25 protein-coding genes are annotated in these 23,154 nt (G+C 70.1%); 17 read left to right on the top strand and 8 right to left on the bottom strand.

Annotation, left to right across the window (positions count from 1 at the left end; genetic code table 11):
* Positions 1-7: 7 nt before the first annotated feature.
* Positions 8-316 (bottom strand): antibiotic biosynthesis monooxygenase family protein, encoded by a 309-nt coding sequence (locus tag ASH02_RS21065; protein ID WP_056682944.1) that lies wholly within the window; start codon positions 314-316, stop codon positions 8-10.
* Positions 317-380: 64 nt separating this feature from the next.
* Between ASH02_RS21065 and ASH02_RS21060 the strand changes: the two genes are divergently transcribed.
* Genes ASH02_RS21060 through ASH02_RS21030 form a run of 7 tightly spaced genes read left to right on the top strand, consistent with a single transcriptional unit; the run spans position 381 to position 5,670 of the window.
* The gene (locus tag ASH02_RS21060; RefSeq protein ID WP_056682941.1) at positions 381-947 is read left to right on the top strand and encodes an RNA polymerase sigma factor; all 567 of its coding nucleotides are present in this window, start codon (positions 381-383) and stop codon (positions 945-947) included.
* Positions 944-1,957 carry a hypothetical protein gene (locus ASH02_RS21055; RefSeq protein WP_056682938.1) on the top strand — a complete coding sequence of 338 codons (1,014 nt, stop codon included), beginning with the start codon at positions 944-946 and terminating at the stop codon, positions 1,955-1,957. Before ASH02_RS21060 ends, ASH02_RS21055 begins: the two co-directional genes overlap by 4 nt.
* A 12-nt stretch (positions 1,958-1,969) precedes the next feature.
* Entirely contained in the window at positions 1,970-2,530 is a 561-nt protein-coding gene (locus ASH02_RS21050) for an antibiotic biosynthesis monooxygenase (RefSeq protein ID WP_056682933.1), read from the top strand.
* 19 nt (positions 2,531-2,549) lie between these two features.
* The gene (locus ASH02_RS21045) at positions 2,550-3,434 is read left to right on the top strand and encodes a phosphoribosylaminoimidazolesuccinocarboxamide synthase (RefSeq protein ID WP_056682930.1); all 885 of its coding nucleotides are present in this window, start codon (positions 2,550-2,552) and stop codon (positions 3,432-3,434) included.
* A complete protein-coding gene (locus ASH02_RS21040) occupies positions 3,431-3,847 on the top strand; it encodes an SRPBCC family protein (RefSeq protein ID WP_162250978.1) in 417 nt (138 codons plus the stop codon). Before ASH02_RS21045 ends, ASH02_RS21040 begins: the two co-directional genes overlap by 4 nt.
* A gap of 6 nt (positions 3,848-3,853) precedes the next feature.
* Positions 3,854-4,741, top strand: coding sequence for an aminoglycoside phosphotransferase family protein (locus ASH02_RS21035; RefSeq protein ID WP_082563853.1), 888 nt, complete (start codon positions 3,854-3,856; stop codon positions 4,739-4,741).
* Positions 4,742-4,779: 38 nt separating this feature from the next.
* A complete protein-coding gene (locus ASH02_RS21030) occupies positions 4,780-5,670 on the top strand; it encodes an aminoglycoside phosphotransferase family protein (RefSeq protein WP_056682921.1) in 891 nt (296 codons plus the stop codon).
* Between the two features lie 34 nt (positions 5,671-5,704).
* Here the strand turns inward: ASH02_RS21030 and ASH02_RS21025 are convergent, their stop codons facing one another.
* Complete coding sequence (locus ASH02_RS21025; RefSeq protein ID WP_056682919.1) at positions 5,705-6,289, bottom strand: hypothetical protein; 585 nt, start codon at positions 6,287-6,289, stop codon at positions 5,705-5,707.
* A gap of 95 nt (positions 6,290-6,384) precedes the next feature.
* On the opposite strand from ASH02_RS21025, the gene rnhA reads away from it, so the two are divergent.
* Both rnhA and ASH02_RS21015 read left to right on the top strand, forming a co-directional pair.
* The gene (rnhA, locus tag ASH02_RS21020) at positions 6,385-6,852 is read left to right on the top strand and encodes a ribonuclease HI (RefSeq protein WP_056682916.1); all 468 of its coding nucleotides are present in this window, start codon (positions 6,385-6,387) and stop codon (positions 6,850-6,852) included.
* A 61-nt stretch (positions 6,853-6,913) separates the two neighbouring features.
* Positions 6,914-8,464 carry a long-chain-fatty-acid--CoA ligase gene (locus ASH02_RS21015; protein WP_056682913.1) on the top strand — a complete coding sequence of 517 codons (1,551 nt, stop codon included), beginning with the start codon at positions 6,914-6,916 and terminating at the stop codon, positions 8,462-8,464.
* On the opposite strand, the gene ASH02_RS21010 is transcribed toward ASH02_RS21015, so the two are convergent.
* Entirely contained in the window at positions 8,457-9,392 is a 936-nt protein-coding gene (locus tag ASH02_RS21010; RefSeq protein WP_056682911.1) for a hypothetical protein, read from the bottom strand. The genes ASH02_RS21015 and ASH02_RS21010 overlap by 8 nt on opposite strands.
* 91 nt (positions 9,393-9,483) lie before the next feature.
* Between ASH02_RS21010 and ASH02_RS26240 the strand changes: the two genes are divergently transcribed.
* The gene (locus ASH02_RS26240) at positions 9,484-9,696 is read left to right on the top strand and encodes a hypothetical protein (RefSeq protein ID WP_156393660.1); all 213 of its coding nucleotides are present in this window, start codon (positions 9,484-9,486) and stop codon (positions 9,694-9,696) included.
* Positions 9,697-9,728: 32 nt separating this feature from the next.
* Here ASH02_RS26240 and ASH02_RS21005 read toward each other — a convergent pair whose 3' ends face one another.
* A complete protein-coding gene (locus tag ASH02_RS21005) occupies positions 9,729-10,229 on the bottom strand; it encodes a general stress protein (protein WP_056682906.1) in 501 nt (166 codons plus the stop codon).
* Positions 10,230-10,341: 112 nt separating this feature from the next.
* Here ASH02_RS21005 and purS point away from each other — a divergent pair, with 112 nt between their 5' ends.
* Genes purS through ASH02_RS20990 form a run of 3 tightly spaced genes read left to right on the top strand, consistent with a single transcriptional unit; the run spans position 10,342 to position 11,725 of the window.
* A complete protein-coding gene (gene purS / locus ASH02_RS21000; protein WP_056682903.1) occupies positions 10,342-10,614 on the top strand; it encodes a phosphoribosylformylglycinamidine synthase subunit PurS in 273 nt (90 codons plus the stop codon).
* On the top strand, positions 10,614-11,282 hold the full coding sequence (gene purQ, locus ASH02_RS20995; RefSeq protein ID WP_056682900.1) for a phosphoribosylformylglycinamidine synthase subunit PurQ: 669 nt from the start codon (positions 10,614-10,616) through the stop codon (positions 11,280-11,282). Before purS ends, purQ begins: the two co-directional genes overlap by 1 nt.
* Positions 11,279-11,725 (top strand): DUF3817 domain-containing protein, encoded by a 447-nt coding sequence (locus tag ASH02_RS20990; protein ID WP_056682897.1) that lies wholly within the window; start codon positions 11,279-11,281, stop codon positions 11,723-11,725. The genes purQ and ASH02_RS20990 overlap by 4 nt, the downstream gene beginning before the upstream one ends.
* Positions 11,726-11,957: 232 nt before the next feature.
* On the opposite strand, the gene ASH02_RS20985 is transcribed toward ASH02_RS20990, so the two are convergent.
* Positions 11,958-13,313, bottom strand: a complete 1,356-nt coding sequence (locus ASH02_RS20985) for a glycoside hydrolase domain-containing protein (protein WP_056682893.1) — start codon at positions 13,311-13,313, stop codon at positions 11,958-11,960.
* A 181-nt stretch (positions 13,314-13,494) separates the two neighbouring features.
* Between ASH02_RS20985 and purL the strand changes: the two genes are divergently transcribed.
* Positions 13,495-15,771 (top strand): phosphoribosylformylglycinamidine synthase subunit PurL, encoded by a 2,277-nt coding sequence (purL, locus tag ASH02_RS20980; protein WP_235532593.1) that lies wholly within the window; start codon positions 13,495-13,497, stop codon positions 15,769-15,771.
* Positions 15,772-15,834: 63 nt separating this feature from the next.
* Positions 15,835-16,998 carry a hypothetical protein gene (locus ASH02_RS20975; RefSeq protein WP_156393659.1) on the top strand — a complete coding sequence of 388 codons (1,164 nt, stop codon included), beginning with the start codon at positions 15,835-15,837 and terminating at the stop codon, positions 16,996-16,998.
* Between the two features lie 11 nt (positions 16,999-17,009).
* Here ASH02_RS20975 and ASH02_RS20970 read toward each other — a convergent pair whose 3' ends face one another.
* Both ASH02_RS20970 and ASH02_RS20965 read right to left on the bottom strand, forming a co-directional pair.
* Positions 17,010-17,798, bottom strand: coding sequence for an ABC transporter permease (locus ASH02_RS20970; protein ID WP_327152744.1), 789 nt, complete (start codon positions 17,796-17,798; stop codon positions 17,010-17,012).
* Positions 17,799-17,809: 11 nt separating this feature from the next.
* Positions 17,810-18,838 carry an ATP-binding cassette domain-containing protein gene (locus ASH02_RS20965; RefSeq protein ID WP_057295398.1) on the bottom strand — a complete coding sequence of 343 codons (1,029 nt, stop codon included), beginning with the start codon at positions 18,836-18,838 and terminating at the stop codon, positions 17,810-17,812.
* Positions 18,839-18,901: 63 nt separating this feature from the next.
* Here ASH02_RS20965 and ASH02_RS20960 point away from each other — a divergent pair, with 63 nt between their 5' ends.
* Entirely contained in the window at positions 18,902-19,846 is a 945-nt protein-coding gene (locus ASH02_RS20960) for a helix-turn-helix transcriptional regulator (protein ID WP_200950120.1), read from the top strand.
* A gap of 70 nt (positions 19,847-19,916) precedes the next feature.
* Entirely contained in the window at positions 19,917-21,647 is a 1,731-nt protein-coding gene (locus tag ASH02_RS20955) for a class I SAM-dependent methyltransferase (protein WP_057295397.1), read from the top strand.
* Here ASH02_RS20955 and ASH02_RS20950 read toward each other — a convergent pair.
* Positions 21,644-23,140, bottom strand: coding sequence for a M20/M25/M40 family metallo-hydrolase (locus ASH02_RS20950; RefSeq protein ID WP_057295396.1), 1,497 nt, complete (start codon positions 23,138-23,140; stop codon positions 21,644-21,646). The genes ASH02_RS20955 and ASH02_RS20950 overlap by 4 nt on opposite strands.
* Positions 23,141-23,154 lie beyond the last annotated feature (14 nt).

The following is a 23,154-nucleotide window of genomic DNA, read 5'->3' as shown; positions in this document are numbered from 1 at the left end:
GTGTGGGTCAGGTGGAGGGCTTGACGTCGAGCACGACGTCGAACTCCAGCAGCTCGGCGCCCTGCGCCACGGGCTTTCCGTGCTCGCCGGAGTGCGCGCTGCGCGCGTCGCCGTCACGCCAGGCAGCGAAGGACTCCTCGTCGGTCCACTGCGTCACCACGAAGTAGCGCTCCTCCCCGGCAGTGGGCCGCAGGAGCTGGAACCCCAGGAAGCCGGGGGAGTTCTCGACCGTGCCGGCGCGTGCGGCGAACCGGCGCTCCAGTTCGGCGTGGGCCTGCGGGGGAACGTTGATTGCGTTGATCTTCACGACGGGCATGCTCAAGACACTAGCGGCCCGGAGCGCGTGCAACGATGTGGCCCTGCCCGGACATGAGGGAGTCATGAGCCAGTTCTCGCAGGGCCGCGACGAGACGTTCCGGGCGTTGTACGCCGAGCACTTCGACGCCGTGCTCGGGTTCGCGCTGCGTCGCGCGGACCGAGCCGAGGACGCCGCCGACGTCACCGCCGAGACGTTCCTGGTGGCCTGGCGCCGGCTCTCCCACATGCCGACCGGCGGCGAGTCCCGCCCCTGGTTGTACGGCGTGGCACGCCGGGTGCTGGCCAACCACCGGCGCGGCGAGGGGCGGCGGCACCAGCTCGGCACGCGGCTCCGTCAGCAGGTGGCCACGGTGGTGCCCGACATCGCCGACGGGGTCGTTCAGGGCACCGACGTCAACGCGGCCATCTCCCGGCTCAGCGGCCGCGACCAGGAGGTCCTCCAGCTCCATCTCTGGGAGGGGCTCGAACCGCGCGAGATCGCAGAGGTCCTGGGGCTCACCACGGTGGTGGTCAGACCGAGACTCTCGCGGGCCAGGTCGAGGTTGCGCGAGATCCTCGGCAACGATCCGCTGCCGCCCGGACATTCCCCCAGTAGACACCCACAACCCACCCGGAAGGAGGGGGCATGAACCACAAGCTGAGTGACGAGACGATCGGCGGGCTCCCGCTTCACGAGGGTCGGGCCGAGCTGCTGGAGGAAATCATGGCCACGCCCGTCCTGGACGTCATCGACACACCGAGCCACCTGAAGCGACCCCGTCCGCGCTGGATCACGGTGGCCGCAGCGGCCGCGTCGATCGCGGTGATCGCCGGCGTGCCGGCGTACCTCCTTCACGACGACGGCGCCTCCGGTGACGCCCCGGCGTTCGCTGCCGCCGTGCCGGGGCCGGTCGACCGGGCACTGCTGGGCCTCGAGGGCTGGCGGGTCATCAACATGGTCGACGGCACCGACGGCGAGATCGTCTTCGCGAACGGCGGCCAGCAGCTGGACGTCTATTGGAGCAAGGCCAGCGAGCACGACGACCGGGTCGATGACCGCGGCGACGCCGGTGACCCCGATGAGCTCCGGCTGTGGGGCGAGCCGGCCCTGATGTTCGCGTATGGCACCACCGACCACACCGTGATCCGTGGGGTCGACGGCGACGGCTTCCTCGAGATCCGAGGTTCGGGCATGGACGAGCAGGCGTTCCGCGCCCTCCTCGACGACCTTCAGCCGGTCGACGTGAAGGCGTTCGCGGCCGGCCTGCCGCCGGAGGTGGTGACTCCCGGCGAGCAGGCCGAGGTGGTCACGGAGATGCTCTCCGACGTCAAGACGCCCGTCGGGTTCGACCCCACGACCGTGCGGATCGACGGCGCCACCAACCGCTACCAGCTCGGCGCGAAGCTCACCGGCACGGTGGCCTGCGTGTGGCTCGACAAGTACGCGGCCGGCCAGGCCCGCGGCGACGACACCCTGGTCGACCGGGCCGCGAACGCCATGAAGGCGAGCCACTCATGGGCGATTCTCGACGAGATGGCCACGACGGGCGCGTGGCCGGAGCAGATCTGGGAGCAGGGCGACGCGATGGCCGCGGGTCGCGACGCCACCCGACTCATGCGGCTCTACGGCTGCAACGACGGCACGATGGTCGACGACTGACATTCTGGGGGCATGACTGCCGTCACCGTCTCCATCACCCGCCACATCGATCCCGAGCACAACGCGGAGATGCTCGCGTGGGTGGAGGCCGGCGCCTCGCTCGCCGAGCGGTTCGACGGATTCCTCGGGGTCGGCTGGGTCCGCCCGGCGATCGACTCCGACGAGTGGCACATGCTCTACCGGTTCGCGGACGCGGCGGCCCTCGCGGTGTGGGAGGCCTCGGCGCAACGCCGTTGGTGGCTCGCCGCCGCGCAGGGCCGGATCGGTGAGTCGCACGTCGAGCGCCGAACCGGTATCGAAGGCTGGTTCGACGAGCCCACGACGTACGACGTCTCCGACGGTGCAGACTCAGAGCCGCCCCCGCCGGCGCCTCCTCGCTGGAAGCAGATGGTGACGATCTTCCTGGTCTTCTTCCCGCTGAGCCTGGCCGCCAACTGGGTGGTCGGCCACTCGATCGCGGACTGGCCGCTGGTGCCGCGGGTACTCGCGTCCGTGATGGTGATGACGCCGCTGATGACCTACGTCTTCCTGCCATGGATCACCCGACGGATGTCGTGGTGGCTGCACCGGTGAGCGCGGATAGGCTCGGGTCATGCTGAACATCCCGGACGCACCCGTCATCGCCGGAACGACGCACCTCCACTCCGGCAAGGTCCGCGACCTCTACCGCATCGACGAGGGCCAGTTCGCCGGCAACCTGCTGATGGTGGCCAGCGACCGGATCAGTGCCTACGACTTCGTGCTCAGCTCCACCATCCCCGACAAGGGCGAGATCCTGACCCGCATGTCGCTGTGGTGGTTCGACCAGCTCGGCGCCGACCACCACGTGGTCTCGACCGACGTGCCCGACGAGGTGAAGGGCCGCGCGGTGATCTGCGAGTCCCTCGAGATGTTCCCGGTCGAATGCGTCGCGCGCGGCTACCTGACCGGCTCCGGCCTGCGGGAGTACGCCGGCTCCGGCGAGGTGTGCGGCATCGCGCTGCCTGCCGGTCTCGAGGACGGCAGCCGTCTGCCCGAGGCGATCTTCACGCCGGCCACCAAGGCCGAGGTCGGCGACCACGACGAGAACGTCTCGTTCGACGCGGTGGTGGCCACGATCGGCGCCGACGACGCGACGGCGCTCCGCGAGAGGACCCTCGACATCTACGGCCGCGCCGAGGCCATCGCCCGCGACCGCGGCATCATCCTGGCCGACACCAAGTTCGAGTTCGGACGTCGTGCCGACGGCGCCATCGTGCTCGCCGACGAGGTGCTCACCCCCGACTCGTCGCGCTTCTGGCCGGCCGACCAGTGGCAGCCCGGGCAGGCGCAGCCCTCGTTCGACAAGGACGTCATCCGCAACTGGCTGACCTCCCCGGCCTCCGGCTGGGACCGTACGTCGGGTGAGGAGCCCCCGGTGCTGCCCGCCGACGTCGTCGAGCTGACCCGCTCGAAGTACGTCGAGGCCTTCGAGCGGCTGACCGGCACGACCTGGTGACGTTCACAGTCTCGGTCGACTTCGCGCAGGCCCCGGACGCCGTCTTCGCCTACCTCGGCGACCCCGCACGACGGGCCGCCTGGCAGGCCAGCCTGCGCACGGTCGAGCTGCTCACCGACGGGCCGACCGGAGTGGGCACGGCCTGGCACGACGTCACCTGGCCGGGAGTGCGCCCGCGCATGGAGATCACCGTGTTCGAGCCGGGCGTGCGCTGGGCCGAGCGTGGCACCTGGCACGGCCTCGTCGTCGACCTCACCCTCGACTTCGTCGCGAACGGCGCCGGTACGACGGTGCGCGCGACTGCCTCGACGTACGCCCCGGGCTGGCGTCGTCCGCTCGGCTGGGGCCTGGGCCTGCTCGGTCCGGTGGCCGCGCGCGACGACCTGCGCCGGGCGGCGCGGCTGCTCGGGTAGGCCGCCATGAGCCGCATGCACGAGAACGAGATCGAGATCGGCGACGACCTGGTGCGGAGCCTGGTCGCCGGCCAGTTCCCCGAGTGGGCGGGCCGCCCGCTGCGTCGGCTCCCTCCGGAGGGCACCGACAACCAGCTCTTCCGGCTCGGTGACGACCTGCTCGTGCGGATGCCGCGGATCGACTGGGCGGCCGAGTCGGCCGAGTGGGAGCACAGGTGGCTGCCCCGGCTGGCGCCGCACCTGACGTTGCGGATCCCGGCACCCGTCGGGCTCGGACGGCCTGGGGAGGGCTACCCGTGGCACTGGACCGTCGTGCCGTGGATCGAGGGGGAGACCCCGACCCCCGAGACCTTCGACCCCGACGAATGGGCGGTGAGCCTCGGCAGGTTCGTCCGTGCCACCCGTGAGGTGCCCGCGATGGGTGCGCCGGTGAAGACCGAGGGGCGTGGTGCTCCGTTGTCCGGGCTGGACGAGTGGGTGCGCACATGGACGGCGCGTGCCGACACCTCCGAGATCGATCCGTCGGCGGTGCTGGCGGTGTGGGCCGACGCGCTGGAGGCCCCGGCGTGGGACGGCGAGCCGACGTGGTTCCACGGTGACCTGCACGAGGGCAACCTGCTGGTCCGTGACGGTCGACTCGCGGCCGTCATCGACTGGGGTGCGGCCGGGCGAGGCGACCCGGCGATCGAGCTGAACGCCATGTGGGGCTACCTCCCCGCGTCGGTGGCGCAGCTGTACCGGGCAGAAGTCGGCCTCGACGAGGCGGCGTACCGCCGGGCCAGGGGCTATGCCCTGGCGCCGTCGATCAGCGGCTGGACGTACTACCGCGACAGCAGTCCACGCATCTCGGAGGAGTCCCTGGCGACGGTGCGGTCGCTGATCGCCTCGCTGTGAGTGCCGGGCTCGAGGTGTGCGGCTAGTCTCGTGCCGCGATGGCCGGCCGGATGCACGACAACGAGATCACGATCAGTGACGAGCTGGTGCGCGGCCTGGTGGCCGACCAGTTCCCGGAATGGTCGGCCCTTCCGCTCCGACGTCTGCCCCCGGTGGGCACCAACAACCAGCTGTTCCGCCTCGGTGACGACCTGCTGGTCCGGATGCCCCGGGTCGATTGGGTGGCCGGCTCGGGCGAGTGGGAGCACACCTGGCTGCCCCGGCTCGCGGAGCACCTGCCATTGCCGATCCCGGCACCGGTGGCGCTCGGGGAGCCGGGCGACGGCTTCGCCTGGCACTGGACCGTGGTCCCGTGGATCGAGGGGGAGACCCCGACCGAGGACTCCTTCGACCCCGAGGAGTGGGCCACCAGTCTCGGCGCCTTCGCCCGGGCCACCCGCGCCGTGCCGGCGATGGGTGGCCCGGTGAAGACCCTCGGCCGTGGTGGTCCGCTGTCGGCCCTCGACGAGTGGGTGCGCACCTGGACGGCGCGTGCCGACACCTCCGAGATCGACCCGTCGGCGGTGCTGGCGCTGTGGGCCGACGCGCTGGACGCCCCGGCGTGGGACGGCGAGCCGACGTGGTTCCACGGTGACCTGCACGAGGGCAACCTGCTGGTCCGTGACGGACGACTCGCGGCCGTCATCGACTGGGGTGCGGCCGGGCGGGGCGACCCGGCGATCGAGCTGAACGCCATGTGGGGCTACGTCCCGGTCTCGGTGTCCGAGGTCTACCGGGACGCGGTCGGCCTGGACGAAGCGGCGTACCGCCGGTCCCGCGGCCAGGCCCTGGCGCCGGCGATCAGCGCCTGGACGTACTACCGCGGGTCCAACGCTCGCCTCTCGCTGGGTGCCCTCGGCATCCTCAGGTGCCTGCTCGCCTCACTGTGAGTGGCTGGTCTCCGGGTCGGCCTCAGGGCTCGGCTCAGTCGCGGGCGTCGACGAGCGGGATCTGGCGACGGTCGAGCTCGGTCCGGAGCACGTCCAGGAACCCCCGGTACTCGTCGTCGGTGACGGCGCCCAGGCCGGTGGTGACGTGGGCCGCCCCGTTCTCCCCGCGGTCGACCAGCCAGCGCACCTTCTCCGGCACGGTCGCCAGGAGTGCGTCGTGGTCACGGACACGGACAGTCAGGGAACGGGGCGTGCGGCCGCGCTTCGACTCACCGTGCACCGTGTCCGTCACCTGCGTGATCTGGGACCACGGCAGTCCGATCAGCTCGGGCCCGACGAGGCCGTCCTGCCCGACCGCCACGGTCAGCAGGCCCTCGCCCGTGCGGCGGCTGAGCATGAAGTTGTTGAGCGCCAGCAGGGCGCACAGTGCTCCGACCAGACCGCCGATCACGATCCAGACCAGGGCTCGCGCCACGGAAGAGCCCTGGACCAGTGAGAAGACACCCAGCGCCGCGATCGCGAACATGACGATCGCCGCGAGCATGAAGCGGATGCCGAGCCTGCGCTCCCGCGCCGGGTCCGAGTAGAGAGCGGCCAGTCGGCCTGTTGCGTCGTTCATGTGTGGTCCCCCGTCGAGTCCTCGTGCAGTGCGACGGCTGCCTACCCACTCGGGCTCCGGTTCAACCGGGGAGGCCGCTGGATAGGGTTTGCGTCATGACTGACGCCCCTTCGACGCAAGCACGGCCCGTGGTGGAGATGTGGACCGATGGCGCGTGCAAGGGCAACCCCGGCATCGGCGGCTGGGGCGCGTGGATGCGTTCGGGCGGCCACGAGCGCGAGCTGTTCGGCGGCGAGCCACTGACCACGAACAACCAGATGGAGCTGCAGGCGGTCATCGCGGGCCTCAAGGCGCTGACCCAGCCCTGCGAGGTGACGCTGCACGTCGACTCGTCGTATGTCATGAACGGCATGAAGTCGTGGATCCACGGCTGGAAGCGCAACGGCTGGAAGACGTCGGCGAAGAAGCCGGTCAAGAACGTCGAGCTGTGGCAGGCCCTGGATGCCGAGGTGAACCGCCACACCATCCACTGGGTGTGGGTGAAGGGACACTCCGGCGATCCCGGCAACGAGCGGGCCGACGAGCTGGCCAACAAGGGTGTCGACCTGGTGCGCGCGGGCTGACCCGCACACCATGTGGACGACCCTGTGACGGGGCGCACAACCGGCGGGTAGGTTCTGCGGCATGAACCTCGCCTCGCTCCTCGACGACTCCGCGCGCGACTACCCGGATCGCGACGCGATCATCCTCGGTGACACCCGCCTGACCTACGCGCAGGTCAACGGCGCGGCCAGCCAGGTGGCCAACCTGCTGGTCGAGCGCGGGGTGAAGCCCGGCGACAAGGTCGCGCTCAGCTGCCCGAACCTGCCCTACTTCTCGATCGTCTACTACGGCATCCTCAAGTCCGGCGCGACCGTCGTTCCCCTCAACGTGCTGCTCAAGGGCCGCGAGATCGCCTACCACCTCGACGACTCCGACGCCGTCGCCTACTTCTGTTTCGAGGGCACCCCCGACCTGCCGATGGCGCAGGAAGGATCGGTCGGCTTCGAGCAGACGCCCGGATGCACGCGGTTCTTCGTGATCACCGCCGACCCTGCCGCGGCCTCGCCGATCGAGGGCGCCGAGACCCTGGGCCAGGCACTCGCCGGCAAGTCCCCGGCCTTCGAGACGCATGCCACCGACGCCGACGACACGGCCGTGATCCTCTACACCTCCGGCACCACCGGCCAGCCCAAGGGCGCTGAGCTGATGCACCGCAACATGCACTCCAACGCGATGGCCTCGGCCGACCTCTTCAACGCAGACGCGGGCAACCCCGACACCTACCTGTGCGTGCTGCCGCTCTTCCACTCCTTCGGCCAGACCGTGATCCAGAACGGCGCCTTCGCGTTCGGCGGCACCGTCGTGATGCTGCCGCGCTTCGAGGCACAGGCAGCCCTCGGGCTCATGCTGAAGGAGAAGGTGACCTTCTTCGCCGGCGTCCCGACGATGTACTGGGGCCTGCTCGGTGCACTCCAGGAGGGCGTCGACGTCTCGGCCGTCGCCGCCAACCTGCGCGTCGCCGCGTCGGGTGGCTCCGCGCTCCCGGTCGAGGTGCACAAGGACTTCGCGGCGAAGTTCGGCGTCACGATCCTCGAGGGCTACGGGCTCTCGGAGACCTCGCCGGTGGCGAGCTTCTCGCCGTGGGGTCGTGAGGTGCGCGTCGGCTCGATCGGCGTACCCATCCCCGGTGTCGAGATGAAGCTGATCGACCCCGAGTGGAACGACCTCGGGTCGGGCGACGACGTGATCGGCGAGATCGCGGTCAAGGGGCCCAACATCATGAAGGGCTACTACGCCCGGCCCGAGGCCACCGCCGAGGCGATCCACGACGGCTGGTTCCGCACCGGCGACCTGGGCCGCAAGGATGCCGACGGCTACTACTACATCGTCGACCGCTCGAAGGACATGATCATCCGCGGTGGCTTCAACGTCTACCCGCGCGAGATCGAGGAGGTGCTGATGACCCACGACGCGGTTTCGCTCGCGGCGGTCATCGGCGTGCCCCACGAGAGCCACGGCGAGGAGATCAAGGCGTTCGTGATCCGCAACGAGGGCGCGACGACCAGCGAGGACGAGCTGATCGCATGGGCCAAGGAGCAGATGGCGACCTACAAGTACCCCCGCATCGTGGAGTACGTCGACGCGCTGCCGATGACCGCGACCGGCAAGATCCTCAAGCGCGAGCTCAGCTGACGAACGTCACGTCGTCGGCCAGCCACTCGCCGTCCTCGTTGACCAACGAGATGAGGAGGCGCTGGTCGCGGTCGACACCTTGTGGCGCGTTCGTGTTGGTGACGGTTCCCTCGGTGGCGACCAGCACCGTCGCGGTGTCACCGGGTGCTTCGCCGGTGAACTTGTCGAGAGCGGCAACGGTCACCTCGCTCGTGAACACGGAACGGGCGGTCGAGACCGTCTTCTTCATGCTGGGCAGACTTCCCTTGAACTGGTCGTGAAAGGTGCCCGTGGACAGGTCCAGCACGGCCTGGGTGTCGGCGTCGAGAGTGCGGTGGTCCAGGTTCGTGAACGCGGACGCCAGTTCGATGGCCGCGTCGACGGCGGCCGCCCGCCCGGGTTCGGGGTCCTGGATGCCGGAGGCATCAGAAGCGTTCGTGTCCAGCTCGTCGACCAGCCACGTGTCGCCGTGGTCGTGAACCATGCTGGCCACCACGGTCGCCGACTGGCGGTTCGTGGAGCCTCCGGCGCGGCGCACCGTCTGGTCGATGAACAGGACCACCTTGATGGTGTCGTTCTGCCCGGTGATCGTGCCGCTCTCGACGACCCTGACGTCCTGGCTGGCTCGCTGCTTCCTGACCATCGGTCGCAAGGTCGTCCGAGTCTTCTCGATCTCCGTGGCCATCCGCTCGGTCAGCAGGTGCTCGGCTGCCGTGTAGGCGGCGTCGAAGTCCTGGTGGTCGTAGGCGAGCACTCCGACCACAGCCTCCTCAGCGGCGGTGGTGGCAAGGAAACGGGCGGTGTCGCCGATCGCAGGGACAGGTGGCGCCGACGCACCCGTCCCGCTGCTGCGGCCGGCAGCCGTCTCGGGGTCCGAACAGGCAGACGAGAAACCGAGGAGTACGGCGACCAGGGCGAGTGCCGTGACAGAGCGGCTGACGGTGTTCACGCGCGCAGTCTGCCCGGGCCGGCGACTTTTCATGCGCTCCGCTCACCTGTTGCTCAGGTTCCGCCAAGGAATGCGAGCAACTCTCTCTGGCATGACTGAACCGACCCCCGCTCAGCCGCCGCCCACTGGTCCGCCGCCGCGCAAGCGTCGGCGTACGGTCCTGATGACTGCCGGCCTCACCGCCAGCGCCAGCGTGATCGCGGCGACCGTGTTCGGCGCCCAGGCGGAGAACAGCGGGGCCGACGATGCCGACTCGACGTCCCAGACACCGTGGTACGGCGACCCGTTCCTCGAGGACGACTGACCCGGGCGGCCGGTCAGGTCACTCGGGTCAGGTCACTCGAATGGATTGGGCAGCGCGCCGGGCAGGCGGGCAAGGATCTGCTGCGCGGTCTGCAGGTGCTTGTGCTCGACGAGCACCTCGTACTTCGTGGCGACGACCGCGCTGACCGAGGAGAAGTCACGGCGGCCGCGGGTGCCTGCGAAGCCGACCAGACCCCAGACCAGGCCGAACACGGCACCCATCAGGGCGGTCGACACGATCATGGCGAGTATGTTGCCGTCGCCGAAGAGCGAGAAGATCAGGCCGACGAAGAGGCCCAGCCAGGCGCCCGACAGCGCGCCGGCCAGCGCGACCTTGCCGGTGGTGAGCCGGCCGGTGATGCGCTCCACCTGCTTGAGGTCGGTGCCGACGATCATGCAGTTCTGGACCGGGAACTCCTCGTCGGAGAGGAAGTCGACGGCCCGCTGGGCGTCGGCGTACTTGTCGTAGACGGCGAGTGACTGCGGGAACTCGAGAGCCATGGCGTTCGCGTGGTCCGGGGTGGGTGCTGGCATGCCTCCATCATGCCTGCCCCGCCGAACCCGGATCTGAGCCGCCGTCGGGCCGGGGGCAGGGCGGCCCTAGACTGGGCCCCGTTCGCGAACCCCTTGCACCAAGGAGCCTCCCGTGGCCCGTGTCGTCGTCGACGTCATGCTCAAGCCTGAAATCCTCGATCCCCAGGGCAAGGCCGTGCACGGTGCCCTGCCCCGTCTCGGCTTCGACGGCGTTGCCGACGTCCGCCAGGGCAAGCGCTTCGAGCTCGAGCTCGAGGGTGAGCTCACCGAGGAGAGGCTCGCCGAGGTGCACAAGCTCGCCGAGACGCTGCTCTCCAACCCCGTGATCGAGGACTACGCCATCCACATCGAGGGTGACGCCGCTCCCGGGAAGCGCCGCGCCTGATGAAGGTCGGAGTGGTCACCTTCCCCGGTTCCCTCGACGACGTCGACGCGCGCCGCGCCGTACGCCTGGGTGGCAATGAGGCCGTCGCGCTGTGGCACCGCGACCACGACCTCCAGGGCGTCGACGCGGTCGTGCTCCCCGGCGGCTTCTCCTACGGCGACTACCTGCGCTGCGGCGCGATCTCACGTTTCTCCCCGGTGATGACCGAGGTCGTCGCCGCTGCCGGCAAGGGCCTGCCCGTGCTCGGCATCTGCAACGGCTTCCAGATCCTGTGCGAGTCCCACCTGCTGCCCGGCGCGTTGATCCGCAACGACCACCGCAAGTTCGTCTGCAGGGACCAGCGGCTGCGCATCGAGAACAACCGCACCCCCTGGACCTCGTCCTACGCCGAGGGTGCGGAGGTCACCGTCGTGCTCAAGAACGGCGAGGGCTCCTACGTCGCCGACGCCGAGACGCTCGACCGTCTCGAGGGGGAGGGGCGCGTCGTCGCCCGCTACCTCGACGGCAACCCGAACGGCTCGCTGCGCGACATCGCCGGCATCACCAACGAGGCGGGCAACGTGGTCGGCCTGATGCCGCACCCCGAGCACGCTGTCGAGGACCTGTGCGGACCCGGCACCGAGGGGCTCGGCTTCTTCACCGGCCTGGTCGAGAGGGCCTTCGCGTGAGCCCGTTGACCCTGTTCCGCCGGGTCGCGATCGCCGAGGCGATCACCTGGGCGCTGCTGCTCACCGGGATGTTCCTCAAGTACGTCACGGAGACCACCGAACTCGGCGTCCGCATCTTCGGCATGGTCCACGGCATCGTCTTCGTCGCGTACTGCCTGACCACCGTCGTCGTCTGGATCGACCAGAAGTGGTCGTTCGGTCGGCTGGTGCTCGGCCTGTTGAGTGCGGTGCCGCCCTTCATGACGGTGTGGTTCGACCGTCACGCCGAGAAGGCCGGTGCCCTCGACTCGACGTGGCGCCTGCGTGGCGAACGACCCTCGGGGGTCCTCGAGAAGCCCACCGCCTGGCTGCTGCGCAACCCGCTCGCCGGGGCCGTGGCCGGTGTCGCCGCCGTCGGCGTACTCACCGCCGTGGCCCTCACCGTCGGACCCCCGGCGAGCTGAACCTCTGAGACGAACAATCCCGTGATGCCGCCGGACGACACCGAGTGACGCGTCGTCTGCTCATTTCGACCTACAGTTCACGCCTCGGGTGCGTCCGTTGAGCGTGACCGGAGCGTCGCGGCGAGCGAACTGCAGGTTGAAATGAGCGCCTTGGCCCGGGTGGCCGACACGTCGTTCGCTGACTGCCCGCAGCCGACGTCCGAGCGTGCCCGGTCCTTCAGCGGAGCGGTGCTCAGTAGCGTCCGTCGCGCAGCCGGGACCAGGCCGTCCGGTTCATCACGCCGGTGTCGGCGCCGCCCAGGTTGCGCTGCCACAGCTTGGTGACCGCCTCGGTCCGGGCGTCGAAGACGCCGGTGACGGGCACGTAGCGACCGGTGGCCGCGGTCAGTGCGCGCTGGGCCAGCCGCACCGGAGGGCCGGTGTGGCCGCGCTTGACCGTGCGGTAGGCGCCGGTGCTGTTGAGCATCACCCAGCTGCGCTTGGTCCAGGTCACCGCGACGCGAAGTCCACGCTGGCGCTGGAAGGCGTTGATCGCCTTGATGGTCGGCGTGTCATACCTTCCGTTGATCGCCCCGGCGTACAGCTTCACGTGCGTCAGCTGGCACTGCAGCGCCTTCACCGCAGCCACGTTCGACGGTGCGAGGCGCTTGTTGAGCGCCGGGAACGACGACAGGTTGATGTTTGCCTTGCCCCCGCAGCTCAGGCCCTGGCGACTGGCCCAGGAGCCCTTGCCCACGTCGAGGAAGTTGCTGTCGATGTTGATGGTCGTGCCGCCCCACGTCTCGTTGTGGCCGCCGCGGTACTGCTTGACGCGGCGGTGCGGCTGCCAGCCGTCCTCGCGGATGTAGTCGGTCGAGGTGTTGGCCACGCCGTCCCAGCGGGCGATCCAGATGCGGTCCGGGAGGGTGAAGCGGCCGGGCCGGTTCACCCGCGCGTCGTCGAGCATCTTGATGCCCGAGCCGGCGCTGGAGTAGACGCCCGAGACGTAGCCGAGCGTGTGCAGGCGTCCGGTCCAGGCGTGCAGGAAGTAGATCGCCGACTCGCGGCACGACGTGATGTTGTGGTTGAAGCCCTCGAGGTCGTACCAGAGCGTGCTGCCCGGCACGATGCCCAGGCGCTTCGCCGCGGCGACCGCCTTGTCCGCCTCGCGGCGGCCCTGGCCACGCGCCGCCTGGTAGCTCCGGTAGCTGCTCGGCTTGATGGTCTCGTCGTCGCCGTACCGCGGGAAGCGGTCGAGGCAGTCGGCCTGGGGTCCGAGTGTGATCGGCAGCAGCACCCACCGGTTGGCCAGCTGGCGCGTGACCCAGCTCGGGGTCAGGTTGGGCTGGGTGCGGCAGGCGCGTGAGTCACCAGAGATGTAGATGCCGACCGCCGAGAACGGCGAGTGCTCCATCCAGGCGTCCATCTTGGACTGCGTCGGGGTGAGGCACTGGTCGAACCCGTAGCCGGTGAAGTCGCCGGGGGTGACCCGGTTGTCGGCATGTGCGGGCGCGGCGACGGAGGTCAGGCCGAAGCCGGCGAGGGTCGCGACGAGGCCACTGACGAAGAGGGTCCGCAGTCGCTTGCGAGGCTGGGAAAGGGGGCTCATCTTGGTCTCCAATGGGGAAGGAACTGCGTCACCCTAACCACACAAGTAACACCAGTAACAGTGGTTCGGTTGAACTACAAATCTGTAATTCATGCAGGTCAGACGGGGTGTGGGCGAGTCGCGGCGACCATCGCGGAGTGCGGGGCGTGACGTGCGAACCACGCGCCCTAGGATGTGCCTCGTGCCTGAGACTCCCCGCCCTGTCCTCGACACCGTCGACGTAGCCGCCGCCGACCCCACCCGCGAACAGCCGTGGGCCGATCTCGGTCTGAAGGCCGACGAGTACGCCCGGATCCGCGAGATCCTCGGCCGCCGTCCGACCAGCTCCGAGCTGGCGATGTACTCGGTGATGTGGTCCGAGCACTGCTCCTACAAGTCGAGCAAGGTGCACCTCAAGCAGTTCTCCGAGATTCCCCAGGAGACGCCGGTCGGCAAGATGCTCGCCGGCATCGGGGAGAACGCCGGCGTCATCGACATCGGCCAGGGCTACGCGGTGACGTTCAAGGTCGAGTCGCACAACCACCCGTCGTACGTCGAGCCCTACCAGGGCGCGGCGACCGGCGTCGGTGGCATCGTCCGCGACATCCTCGCCATGGGCGCCCGCCCGGTCGCCGTGATGGACCCGCTTCGCTTCGGCCCGCTCGACGCCGATGACACCCACCGGGTGCTGCCCGGCATCGTGGCCGGCGTCGGCGGCTACGGCAACTGCCTGGGCCTGCCCAACATCGGCGGCGAGGTCGTCTTCGACGCGACGTACGCCGGCAACCCGCTGGTCAACGCGCTCTCCATCGGCGTGCTCCGCCACGAGGACCTCCACCTCGCCAAGGCTTCGGGCGTCGGCAACCAGGTGATCCTCTACGGCGCCCGCACCGGGGGCGACGGCATCGGTGGCGTCTCGATCCTGGCCTCCGAGACCTTCGAGTCGACCGGCCCGGCCAAGCGGCCCAGCGTCCAGGTGGGCGACCCCTTCATGGAGAAGCTGCTCATCGAGTGCACCCTCGAGCTGTTCCAGGCCCGCGTGGTCGCCGGCATCCAGGACCTCGGTGGAGCCGGACTCTCGTGCGCCACCTCCGAGCTGGCCTCCGCCGGTGACGGCGGCATGCGCTGCTCGCTGGACCGGGTGCCGCTGCGCGACTCCACGCTCTCGCCCGAAGAGATCCTGATGAGCGAGTCGCAGGAGCGCATGATGGCGGTCGTCGAGCCCGGCGATGTCGAGGCGTTCATGGCGATCTGCGAGAAGTGGGACGTCGAGGCCGTGGCGATCGGCGAGGTCACCGACACCGGTCGCCTCGAGATCGACTGGCACGGCGAGCGCGTCGTCGACGTGCCGCCGCGGTCGGTGGCGCACGACGGACCGACGTACAACCGGCCGTTCGCCCGCCCCGAGTGGCAGGACGCCCTCCAGGCCGACGGCGCCGAGAAGCTGGCCCGTCCGACGACCGGCGACGAGCTCAGGGCCACTCTGCTGCAGCTGATCGCCTCGCCGAACCTGTGCGACAAGTCCTGGGTCACCGACCAGTACGACCGCTACGTGCAGGGCAACACCGTGCTCGCGCAGCCGTCCGACTCCGGCATGATCCGCGTCGACGACGCGACCAACCTCGGCGTCGCGGTCTCCACCGACTGCAACGGCCGTTTCGCCAAGCTCGACCCGTATTTCGGCGCGCAGCTGGCGCTGGTCGAGTCCTACCGCAACGTGTCGACCGGTGGCGCGACGCCGATGGCGATCAGCGACTGCCTCAACTTCGGCTCGCCCGAGGACCCCGACGTGATGTGGCAGTTCGCCGAGGCCTGCCGCGGCCTCAAGGACGCCTGCCTCGAGCTCGGCATCCCGGTCACCGGCGGCAACGTCAGCCTCTACAACCAGACCGGCGAGACCGCGATCCTGCCGACCCCGGTGGTCGCCGTGCTCGGCGTGATCGAGGACGTCACCCGTCGTACGCCGACCGGCTTCGTGGCCGAGGGCGAGCGCATCTTCCAGCTCGGCTCCACCCGTGAGGAGCTCTCCGGTTCCGAGTGGGCCCACGTCGTGCACGACCACCTCGGCGGTCGCCCGCCGGTCGTCGACCTCGCCGCAGAGAAGGCGCTCGGTGCGCTCCTGGTCGAGGCAGTGGGCGTGGTCACCAGTGCCCACGACCTCTCCGACGGCGGCCTCGCGATCGCGTTGGCCGAGTCGGCACTGCGCAACGGCATCGGAGCCGCGGTCGCCGTGCAGGGTGACGCGTTCGTCAACCTGTACGCCGAGTCCGCGGCCCGCGCGATCGTCACGGTGCCCGAGGCGTCCGCCGACGCGTTGGTCGCCCTGGCCGAGAAGCACGGTGTGCCGGTGACTCCGATCGGTCGCACCGGCGGCTCCACGCTCTCGGTCGAGGGTCCGAACCCGGAAGCACGTTTCGAGGTGCCTGTCGACGAGATCCGCACCGCCTGGGCCGCCACCCTGCCCGCTGCCCTGGGCTGAGAGGTTTCCAGCGGTCCGGTTCCGGGCACACCCCGAACGGGACCCGACACGGAGGTGCAGCACGTGGGAAACCGGCGTACGACGGCGCGACTGGCCGTCCTGGCAGTGGCCGCGACGGTGCTCGTCGCAGGCTGCTCCGACGATGACGGGAGCAACGATGGCGACGAGAAGCACCGGTCGCCGCAGTCCCTCAGCGAGGGCTACAGCGTCCGCGGTGCGTTGGCCGAGATCCCTGCCTCTGCCGTGGACGACGACGTCCTGGTGCAGACCGCGGACCTGCGGGCGGCCACCGAGGCGGCCGGGCTCGACGTCCCCACCGACGGCAGCCGTGAGGCGACGTCGCCGTGGCTGAGCGGGCTCACCGATGCCTCCTCCGAGTCGCCCACGCCGGTGTTCGTGCCGTTCGGGGAGTCGTTCAACCTCCAGGCGGCCGCGCCGGAGGAGTTCGCCGAGCTGCTCGGGTGGTCGGTGCTCGACGTCGACAGCTTCGTGGAGCTCAGCGTGCCGCCCGGCCGCTTCGCCGTGGTCACCGGTGACTTCGACGACGACACTCTCTCCAGCGACCTGACCGAGGTCGGCGACGGTGTCGTGACCGACGTCGAGGGGGAGGATTTCGAGAACCACCTCGATGCGGTCAACGCCGCGAACCGGCTCGGCGTCCCGACCCGGCTGGCCAGGCAGGGTGACCACATCGCGCTCAGCCCGTCGACCCCTGCGGTCGAGTCCTGGCTCGAGGGCGGCGACAGCCTGGCCGACGACGACTCCCTTGCCGCGGTCGCCGACGCCCTCGACGACGAGGGCGCGATCTCGGCGGTGCTGACCCGCGTCGAGGGTGGGGCGGACCCCGCCTCCGCCGTCCTCGGGTCGCAGGCCTCACCGGAACAGCTGGAGGCGCTGAACGAGCAGCTCGAGGGTTCCGTGCCGGAGGACCCGTTCGACGCGGTCGGCATCGGCTGGTCGGTCGACGACGGTGAGGCCGAGGTGCACGTGGCCTACCACTTCGACTCGACCGACGCCGCACGAGACGGTGCAGAGGTGCTGGAGAAGACCTACCGCGAGGGGACCAGCTCGGTGTCACGGACGCCGTACAGCGACTACCTCGACGTCGAGGACGTCGACGCCGACGGCCCCGTGGTGACGGTGACAGTCACTCCCGCTGAGCAGGGCCGGACGAGCTTCCTCTACCAGGCCCTGCAGCAGCGCGAGCTCCTGTTCGTCTCTCGCTGACCGGCCCGGGCTCAGGACGAGTTGCGCATCGCCTTCAGGCCGATCGCGATTCCGAAGGCGGCCATCAGCGCGGAGCCGGCGAACCCGGCGGCGATCGAGTCGACCGGGTAGCTGCCGGCGAACAGCTCCCGCACCGCCTCCACGACGTACGTCAGCGGGTTGAGGTTCGAGGCGATCTCCAGCCAGCGCGGTGCGCCGTCGAGGGGCAGCAGGATGCCGGCCAGCAGCAGCACCGGGAAGATCAGCGTCTGCTGCACGGTCCAGAAGATCCACTCGTTGTCCTTCGAGGCCAGCGCCAGCGCGAAGGACAACGCGCCGACCCCGACGCTGAACAGCGACAGGATCGCCACTCCGATGAGTACGCCGCCCAGGTGCAGGTCGAAGCTGAACGGCGTCACGACCAGCAGGATGATCGCGGTCTGCATCAGCATCGGCACGACCTCCTTCAGGGCTCGCCCGACCAGCAGTGACGACCGGCTCAGCGGCGAGACCAGCAGTCGCTCGTGCGAGCCGGTGAGCATCTCGTTGGTCAGGTTCGCGCCGGTGAACGAGGCGCCCATCAAGCAGGTCATCGCCACGATGCCGGGCACGAACCACTGCAGCGCCGAGCCGTCGGGCGTGTCGGGCAGCAACGGGGCGAAGAGGCCGAGGAAGACCAGCGGCTGCACCATCGCGAAGAGCACGGACGCCGGCTCCCGCAGCACCGGCTTCAGCTCGCGGGTCATCACGTTCCACGTGTCGGCGAGGAACCCGTTGGCGGGACTGTCCGGCGTCGCCTGCCGGACGCGGGTGGGGTTCAGGACTGCGGTGCTTATGCTGCTTCCACCTTCTCGTTCGAGTGGTCGGTCGGGGTCGATGCATCGGCGTTCTCCTGGGCCTCGCGGAGGCTGCGCCCGGTCAGGTCCAGGAAGACGTCGTCGAGGGTGGGGCGGGTGACCTCGATGCTGCGCGGCGCCATGCCGCGCCGTTCGAGCGAGGCGAGCAGCCCGGGCGCCAGCTCGTGGCCGCCGGCCACGCGCACCGTGACCATGCGGCCGGTGCGCTCGACGACCGCGCCGTCGAGGAGCGCTGCGTGCTCGGCGGCCACCGTCGCGTCGATCTCGTCGACCAGGCCGAGGGTCACGAGGTCACCCAGCCCGGACTTGAGCGAGTGCGCCGTGTCGTCGGCGATCACGGTGCCGTGGTCGATCACGATCACCCGCTCGGCCAGCGCGTCGGCCTCCTCGAGGTAGTGCGTGGTCAGCACGATCGTCGAACCGGTCGAGGCGTGCAGCCTCTCGACCAGCCCCTGCAGGTTCGCCCGGTTCTGCGGGTCGAGCCCGGTCGAGGGCTCGTCGAGGAAAAGCACCCGGGGCAGGTGCACGAGGCCCATCGCGATGTCGAGGCGTCGACGCTGGCCGCCGGAGAGCGTGGAGACCTTGCGGTCCGCGACGGTGGAGAGGTCGAGGTCCTCGACCAGCTCGTCGGCGCGGGAGCGGGCCTGCGCCCGCGACAGGCCGTGGGCGCGTCCTTGGCTGACCAGCTCGTCACGACCGCGCTGGACGTGGCCGGCGCCGTTGCCCTGGCCGACGAAGCCGATCGCGCGGCGCACCTCGCGCTGCTCGGTGACCACGTCGTGCCCGGCGACGGAGGCGGTGCCCGACGTCGGCGGGATCAGTGTGGTGAGCATGCGCAGGGTCGTGGACTTGCCGGCGCCGTTGGGTCCGAGGAAGGCGACCAGCTCGCCCTGGCCGATCTCCAGATCGAGGCCACGAACCGCCTCGACCGTCTGCTTGCGTGCCGTGAAGTGCCGGGTCAGGCCTCGGGTCACGATCACGGGTGCTGCGTCTGTTGTCGTCATGAGGAGCACTCTTCCGACCATTCAGGCCACTTCCTGACCGCTATCAGAATTAGTCTGGAGGACATGAACACCAGTGCCCGGATGCTGCGCCTCCTCTCGCTCCTGCAGACCCACCGCTACTGGCCCGGCGGCGAGCTGGCCGGCCGGCTCGAGGTCAGCGCCAGGACGCTGCGCCGCGACATCGACCGGCTGCGCGAGCTCGGCTACCCGGTCGACGCGTCCCGAGGGGTGGCCGGCGGCTACCAGCTCCAGGTCGGGACGACGCTGCCGCCCCTCCTGCTCGAGGACGAGGAGGCGGTCGCCATCGCGGTCGGGCTGCGCACCGCGGCCGCCGGTGCCGTCGGTGGGCTGGAGGAGACGTCCCTCCAGGCCCTGACCAAGGTCATCTCGCTGATGCCGCCACGGCTGCGTCGGCGCATGGATGCGCTCAAGACCCAGACCGTGCCTGCCCCGTCGTACGGCCCGAGCATCGATGCCACGACCCTCACCTCGCTCGCGCAGGGGTGTCGCGACTCCGAGACGGTGCGGTTCGCCTACACCGCCAAGGACGCCGACCTGACCCAGCGCCACGTCGAGCCGCGCCGCCTCGTCTCGATCGGACGGCGGTGGTACCTCGTCGCGTGGGACCGCGGCCGTGACGACTGGCGCAGCTTCCGCGTCGACCGCATCGGCGCGGTCGAGCTGACCGGCGCCCGCTTCCTGTCCCGCGAGCTCCCCGCCGCCGATGAGCTCGCGTTCGTGCAGGCCGGGTTCAAGCAGGTGCCCAGGAGGTACGACGTGCGTGTGCGGTTCGCGGCCACGCGCGAGGAGGTCGAGCAGGTCGTGGGTCGGTGGGCCGAGCTGTCCGACGACGGCGAGACCACCCTGATGCGCATGCACGCCGACGACCTGTTCTGGCCGCTGGCCGTGCTCGCCTCGGTCGACGCTCCGTTCGAGGTCGAGGGGCCCGACGAGCTGCGGGAGCGGGTGGCCGCGGTGGCCACCAGGTTCGCGGCGCGCCCCGCGTGAGCCGAACGAGGGACCGGAGCCGTCACCTATCCTGTCGTGCGTCCGCTCCACCACCGTCCTTGGGAGATCCATGACCGCATCACCTCGTCGTTCGCGTGACCTCGGCATCCGCAGGCAGGTCCGTCGACGGCTGGGGAGTGCGGCCCGCCGCCTCGGCGTCCAGCGCGTGCAGCCGGCGCCACCCGTGCCCGTGGTCCGTACCGGCATGGTGGAGGCCTTCGAGCCGCGCTGGATCGAGGGCTGGATCGCCGTGTCCCCGGGCACGCCGGCGGTGACCGTGACCCTGCGCGTGAACAGGACCGACCTCGTCACCACGCTGGTGGCCGACCCGGCGAAGCGCCGCGTCCCGGGGGCCGAGGTGCGGCGGTTCCGCTTCCGGGTCAAGGAGCTCTGGGACTACATCGGCACCCACGACCGGCTCGCCGTCGTCGTGGACGGCCGCCCGCTGCCCATCGCCGCTCACGGCACGGTCTACCGGCCGCGCAGCAACGGGCCCCACCGACTGCAGGAGCTCAAGGACAAGCTGGCGGGAGACCACGTCTTCTCACGTTCCGGAGCACTCCAGGTCGCGAAGAACCTCGACACGGCCTGGCAGCGACGCACCATGACGCAGGCCGGGCGAGTGCGCGACTTCGTCTCCGAGAGGTTCGGGCTCGACGCCTTCTTCATCTACGGGACCCTGCTCGGGGCGGTCCGCGAGAACGGTGTGATCGGCCACGACTCCGACATCGACCTCGCCTACGTCTCCGGGCACCGGAACGGCGCCGATGCTGCCCGCGAGCTCCACGACATCGCGTTCGCCCTGATCGACTCCGGCTTCCGGGTGCTCGCCTACGGCACGCACCTGCGGATCGCCAACGAGATCGAAGGTGACAAGGACGCCCACGTCGATCTCTTCCACACCTACTTCGACGAACACGACGTCCTCGGCTTTCCCTACGGGGTCTCGGGTGTGGTCGACGTACGCGCGTCGGACTGGACCGGCGTGCACGAGATCGACTTCGCCGGCAGCACGGGCCTCTTGCCCAACTGTGCGGAGCGGGTGGCCGAGGCGCTCTACGGGACGGGCTGGCGGGAACCACAGCCCGGTTTCAACTGGGACCGGGACCGCCGGACCCGCGCCGCGGACGCCCTCATGCCCCGCGCATGGACCCAGCAGATCTACTGGGCCGACTTCTACGAGCACACCGGCTTCTTGACGCCGTCGCCCTTCTTCGAGGCGGTCAGTGCACGAGGCGACGTGCCCCGGATCGTGGTGGACCTCGGCTGTGGTGAAGGGCGCGACTCGGTCGCGCACGCCGAAGCCGGTCGTCGCGTGTTCGGGATCGACCGCTCGCAGCGCGGCATCCGTCGTGCCGAGGCGAAGGCGGCCGAGCTCGGACTCGAGGACCGACTGAGCTTCCACGAGTGCGACGTCGCCGACACCGAGGCGCTGGCATCCGTCGTGGGGAGGGCGCGCGCCGAGGCGGGCGACGAACCTGTCATGTTCTACCTGCGGTTCTTCCTGCACTCCCTCGAGGAGGAGACGCAGGACGCCCTGCTGTCGAGCCTCGACGCGCTGTCCCGGCCCGGCGACGTCCTCGCTGCCGAGTTCCGGACCGCAGACGACAAGGCGAACCCGAAGGTCCACCGCCATCACTACCGCCGCTACCAGGACGGCCCGGCGTTCGGGGCCGCCCTGGCACAGCAGCATGCGTTCGAGGTGCTGGAGGAGCAGGAAGGCATCGGGCTCTCGCCCTACCAGGACGAGGATCCCCACCTCTACCGAGTGGTCGCCCGGCGCTCGGGGGGCACCTCCTAGTTCACCCCTCGGGTCGACCCGTCCAGCGTGATGATCACGTGCGCCATCGCATCGGAGTTGTGGTCGATCGCCTCGACGCTCACGTTGCCGACGCCGTCGCACGCGGCGTGGTAGCACGGGTCGAACTCCTCGCCCACCGTGCCGCCCCATGCCTCCGCCTGGGCCTCGGTCTTGACCGCCTCGTGGCCGGTGAAGAGACCTCCGGAGGGAATTCCGGCCTCGATGAAGGGGCCGTAGTCACTGCGGCCGGTGAAGGCCGCCTCCTCGGAGACCAGGCCCTGGGAGTCGAAGTACCCGTGGAACAACGCCTCGATGGCCCCCGAACCCTCGGGGCCCTCGGCCGCGTCGGGCGGCGGGAAGCGCGAGTTGTCGCCGTCCAGCACGAAGAGCCCGTAGTTGGGTGAGCCGATCATGTCGAAGTTGAGGTACGCCGCCACGCTGTCCAGCGCCTCCGGGTCGTTCTCGGCGAGGTCGGCGACGTAGTGCGTCGAGCCGAGCAGCCCGGCCTCCTCCGCGCCCCACCAGGCGAACCGCACCGTGTTCCTCGGCTTCACCTTCTTCATCTGCACGGCCACCTCGAGGAGCGTGGCGCTGCCGCTGGCGTTGTCGTTCATGCCGGCGCCGTCGATCACGCTGTCGAGGTGCGCACCGGCCATCACCACGTTGGCGTCGTTGCCGCGGTTGGTGTCGGCGGTGATGTTCCACGTCGGCCTGATCTCCGACTCCGTCGAGGTGGCCAGGTGCACGCTGGTGCCGGCCACGTCGAGCGACCGGCCGATCGCGAAGCTGGTGCCGACCGCGGGCACCGTCACGTCGGGCCCGCCGAGGGTTCCGCTGAACGCGTCGGTGGCGCCCTCCGTGCCGGTGTTCATGATGATGACGCCGGTCGCACCGGCGGCCTCGGCGTTGAGCACCTTCACCCCGAAGGTGCAGCCGCCGCGGCGGATCAGCGCGATGTTGCCGGCCGTGAAGCCGGCGAAGTCCTCGGCCTCGCAGCCGCTCGTGGAGCCGGACAGGTCGCCCAGGTTCAGGTCGACCGACTGCACGGTCGCGGTGACGTCGCCGGAGCCCGAGTAGTCCATCAGGCCGAAGTCGGTGTCCTCGACGTACGTCGTCGCCTCGGGGGTGACCCGCTCGAACATCGACGGGGCGACCTGCGCGAAGTAGGGGAAGTCGAACTCCTGGACGACGGGGGAGTAGCCCGCCGCCTCGAGGGTGTCGACCACGTAGTCCCGCGACGCGGCGAAGCCCGGCGTCCCGGAGGCGCGGTTGCCGTCGTGCGCGGCGGCGATGTCGGAGAGCGCGTGGATGCGCTCCATCACGTGCTCGGGCGTGACTGCGGCCCGGAGCTTGCGGGAGCTGTTGTTGTTCCGGTCGGTGTTGTTGGCGTCGTCGGGGTCGGCGGTGGCGGGCGCTTGGGCGGCGGTGGCCGCGAGGAGTGCCGCGCCGCCGAGCAACGCGGTGGTGCGTAGCCAGCGGGAATGGTGGGTCACGAGCGATCCTTCCG

Source organism: Nocardioides sp. Soil796 (genome assembly GCF_001429525.1).
In the GTDB taxonomy this organism is placed as follows: Bacteria; Actinomycetota; Actinomycetes; order Propionibacteriales; family Nocardioidaceae; genus Nocardioides.
The sequence above is the reverse complement of the archived record's forward strand: the minus strand, read 5'-3'. Positions and strand labels throughout refer to the sequence as shown.

Coding starts and splice junctions, on each gene's coding strand:
- ASH02_RS21055 (WP_056682938.1), top strand. CDS start 944: ATGAACCACAAGCTGAGTGACGAGACGATCGGCGGGCTCCCGCTTCAC.
- ASH02_RS26240 (WP_156393660.1), top strand. CDS start 9,484: ATGACTGAACCGACCCCCGCTCAGCCGCCGCCCACTGGTCCGCCGCCG.
- ASH02_RS21050 (WP_056682933.1), top strand. CDS start 1,970: ATGACTGCCGTCACCGTCTCCATCACCCGCCACATCGATCCCGAGCAC.
- ASH02_RS21035 (WP_082563853.1), top strand. CDS start 3,854: ATGAGCCGCATGCACGAGAACGAGATCGAGATCGGCGACGACCTGGTG.
- ASH02_RS20965 (WP_057295398.1), bottom strand. CDS start 18,838: ATGACGACAACAGACGCAGCACCCGTGATCGTGACCCGAGGCCTGACC.
- ASH02_RS21025 (WP_056682919.1), bottom strand. CDS start 6,289: ATGAACGACGCAACAGGCCGACTGGCCGCTCTCTACTCGGACCCGGCG.
- ASH02_RS20985 (WP_056682893.1), bottom strand. CDS start 13,313: ATGAGCCCCCTTTCCCAGCCTCGCAAGCGACTGCGGACCCTCTTCGTC.
- ASH02_RS21030 (WP_056682921.1), top strand. CDS start 4,780: ATGGCCGGCCGGATGCACGACAACGAGATCACGATCAGTGACGAGCTG.
- purQ (WP_056682900.1), top strand. CDS start 10,614: ATGAAGGTCGGAGTGGTCACCTTCCCCGGTTCCCTCGACGACGTCGAC.
- ASH02_RS21065 (WP_056682944.1), bottom strand. CDS start 316: ATGCCCGTCGTGAAGATCAACGCAATCAACGTTCCCCCGCAGGCCCAC.
- ASH02_RS20955 (WP_057295397.1), top strand. CDS start 19,917: ATGACCGCATCACCTCGTCGTTCGCGTGACCTCGGCATCCGCAGGCAG.
- ASH02_RS21045 (WP_056682930.1), top strand. CDS start 2,550: ATGCTGAACATCCCGGACGCACCCGTCATCGCCGGAACGACGCACCTC.
- ASH02_RS21060 (WP_056682941.1), top strand. CDS start 381: ATGAGCCAGTTCTCGCAGGGCCGCGACGAGACGTTCCGGGCGTTGTAC.
- ASH02_RS21015 (WP_056682913.1), top strand. CDS start 6,914: ATGAACCTCGCCTCGCTCCTCGACGACTCCGCGCGCGACTACCCGGAT.
- ASH02_RS21005 (WP_056682906.1), bottom strand. CDS start 10,229: ATGCCAGCACCCACCCCGGACCACGCGAACGCCATGGCTCTCGAGTTC.
- ASH02_RS20960 (WP_200950120.1), top strand. CDS start 18,902: ATGAACACCAGTGCCCGGATGCTGCGCCTCCTCTCGCTCCTGCAGACC.
- rnhA (WP_056682916.1), top strand. CDS start 6,385: ATGACTGACGCCCCTTCGACGCAAGCACGGCCCGTGGTGGAGATGTGG.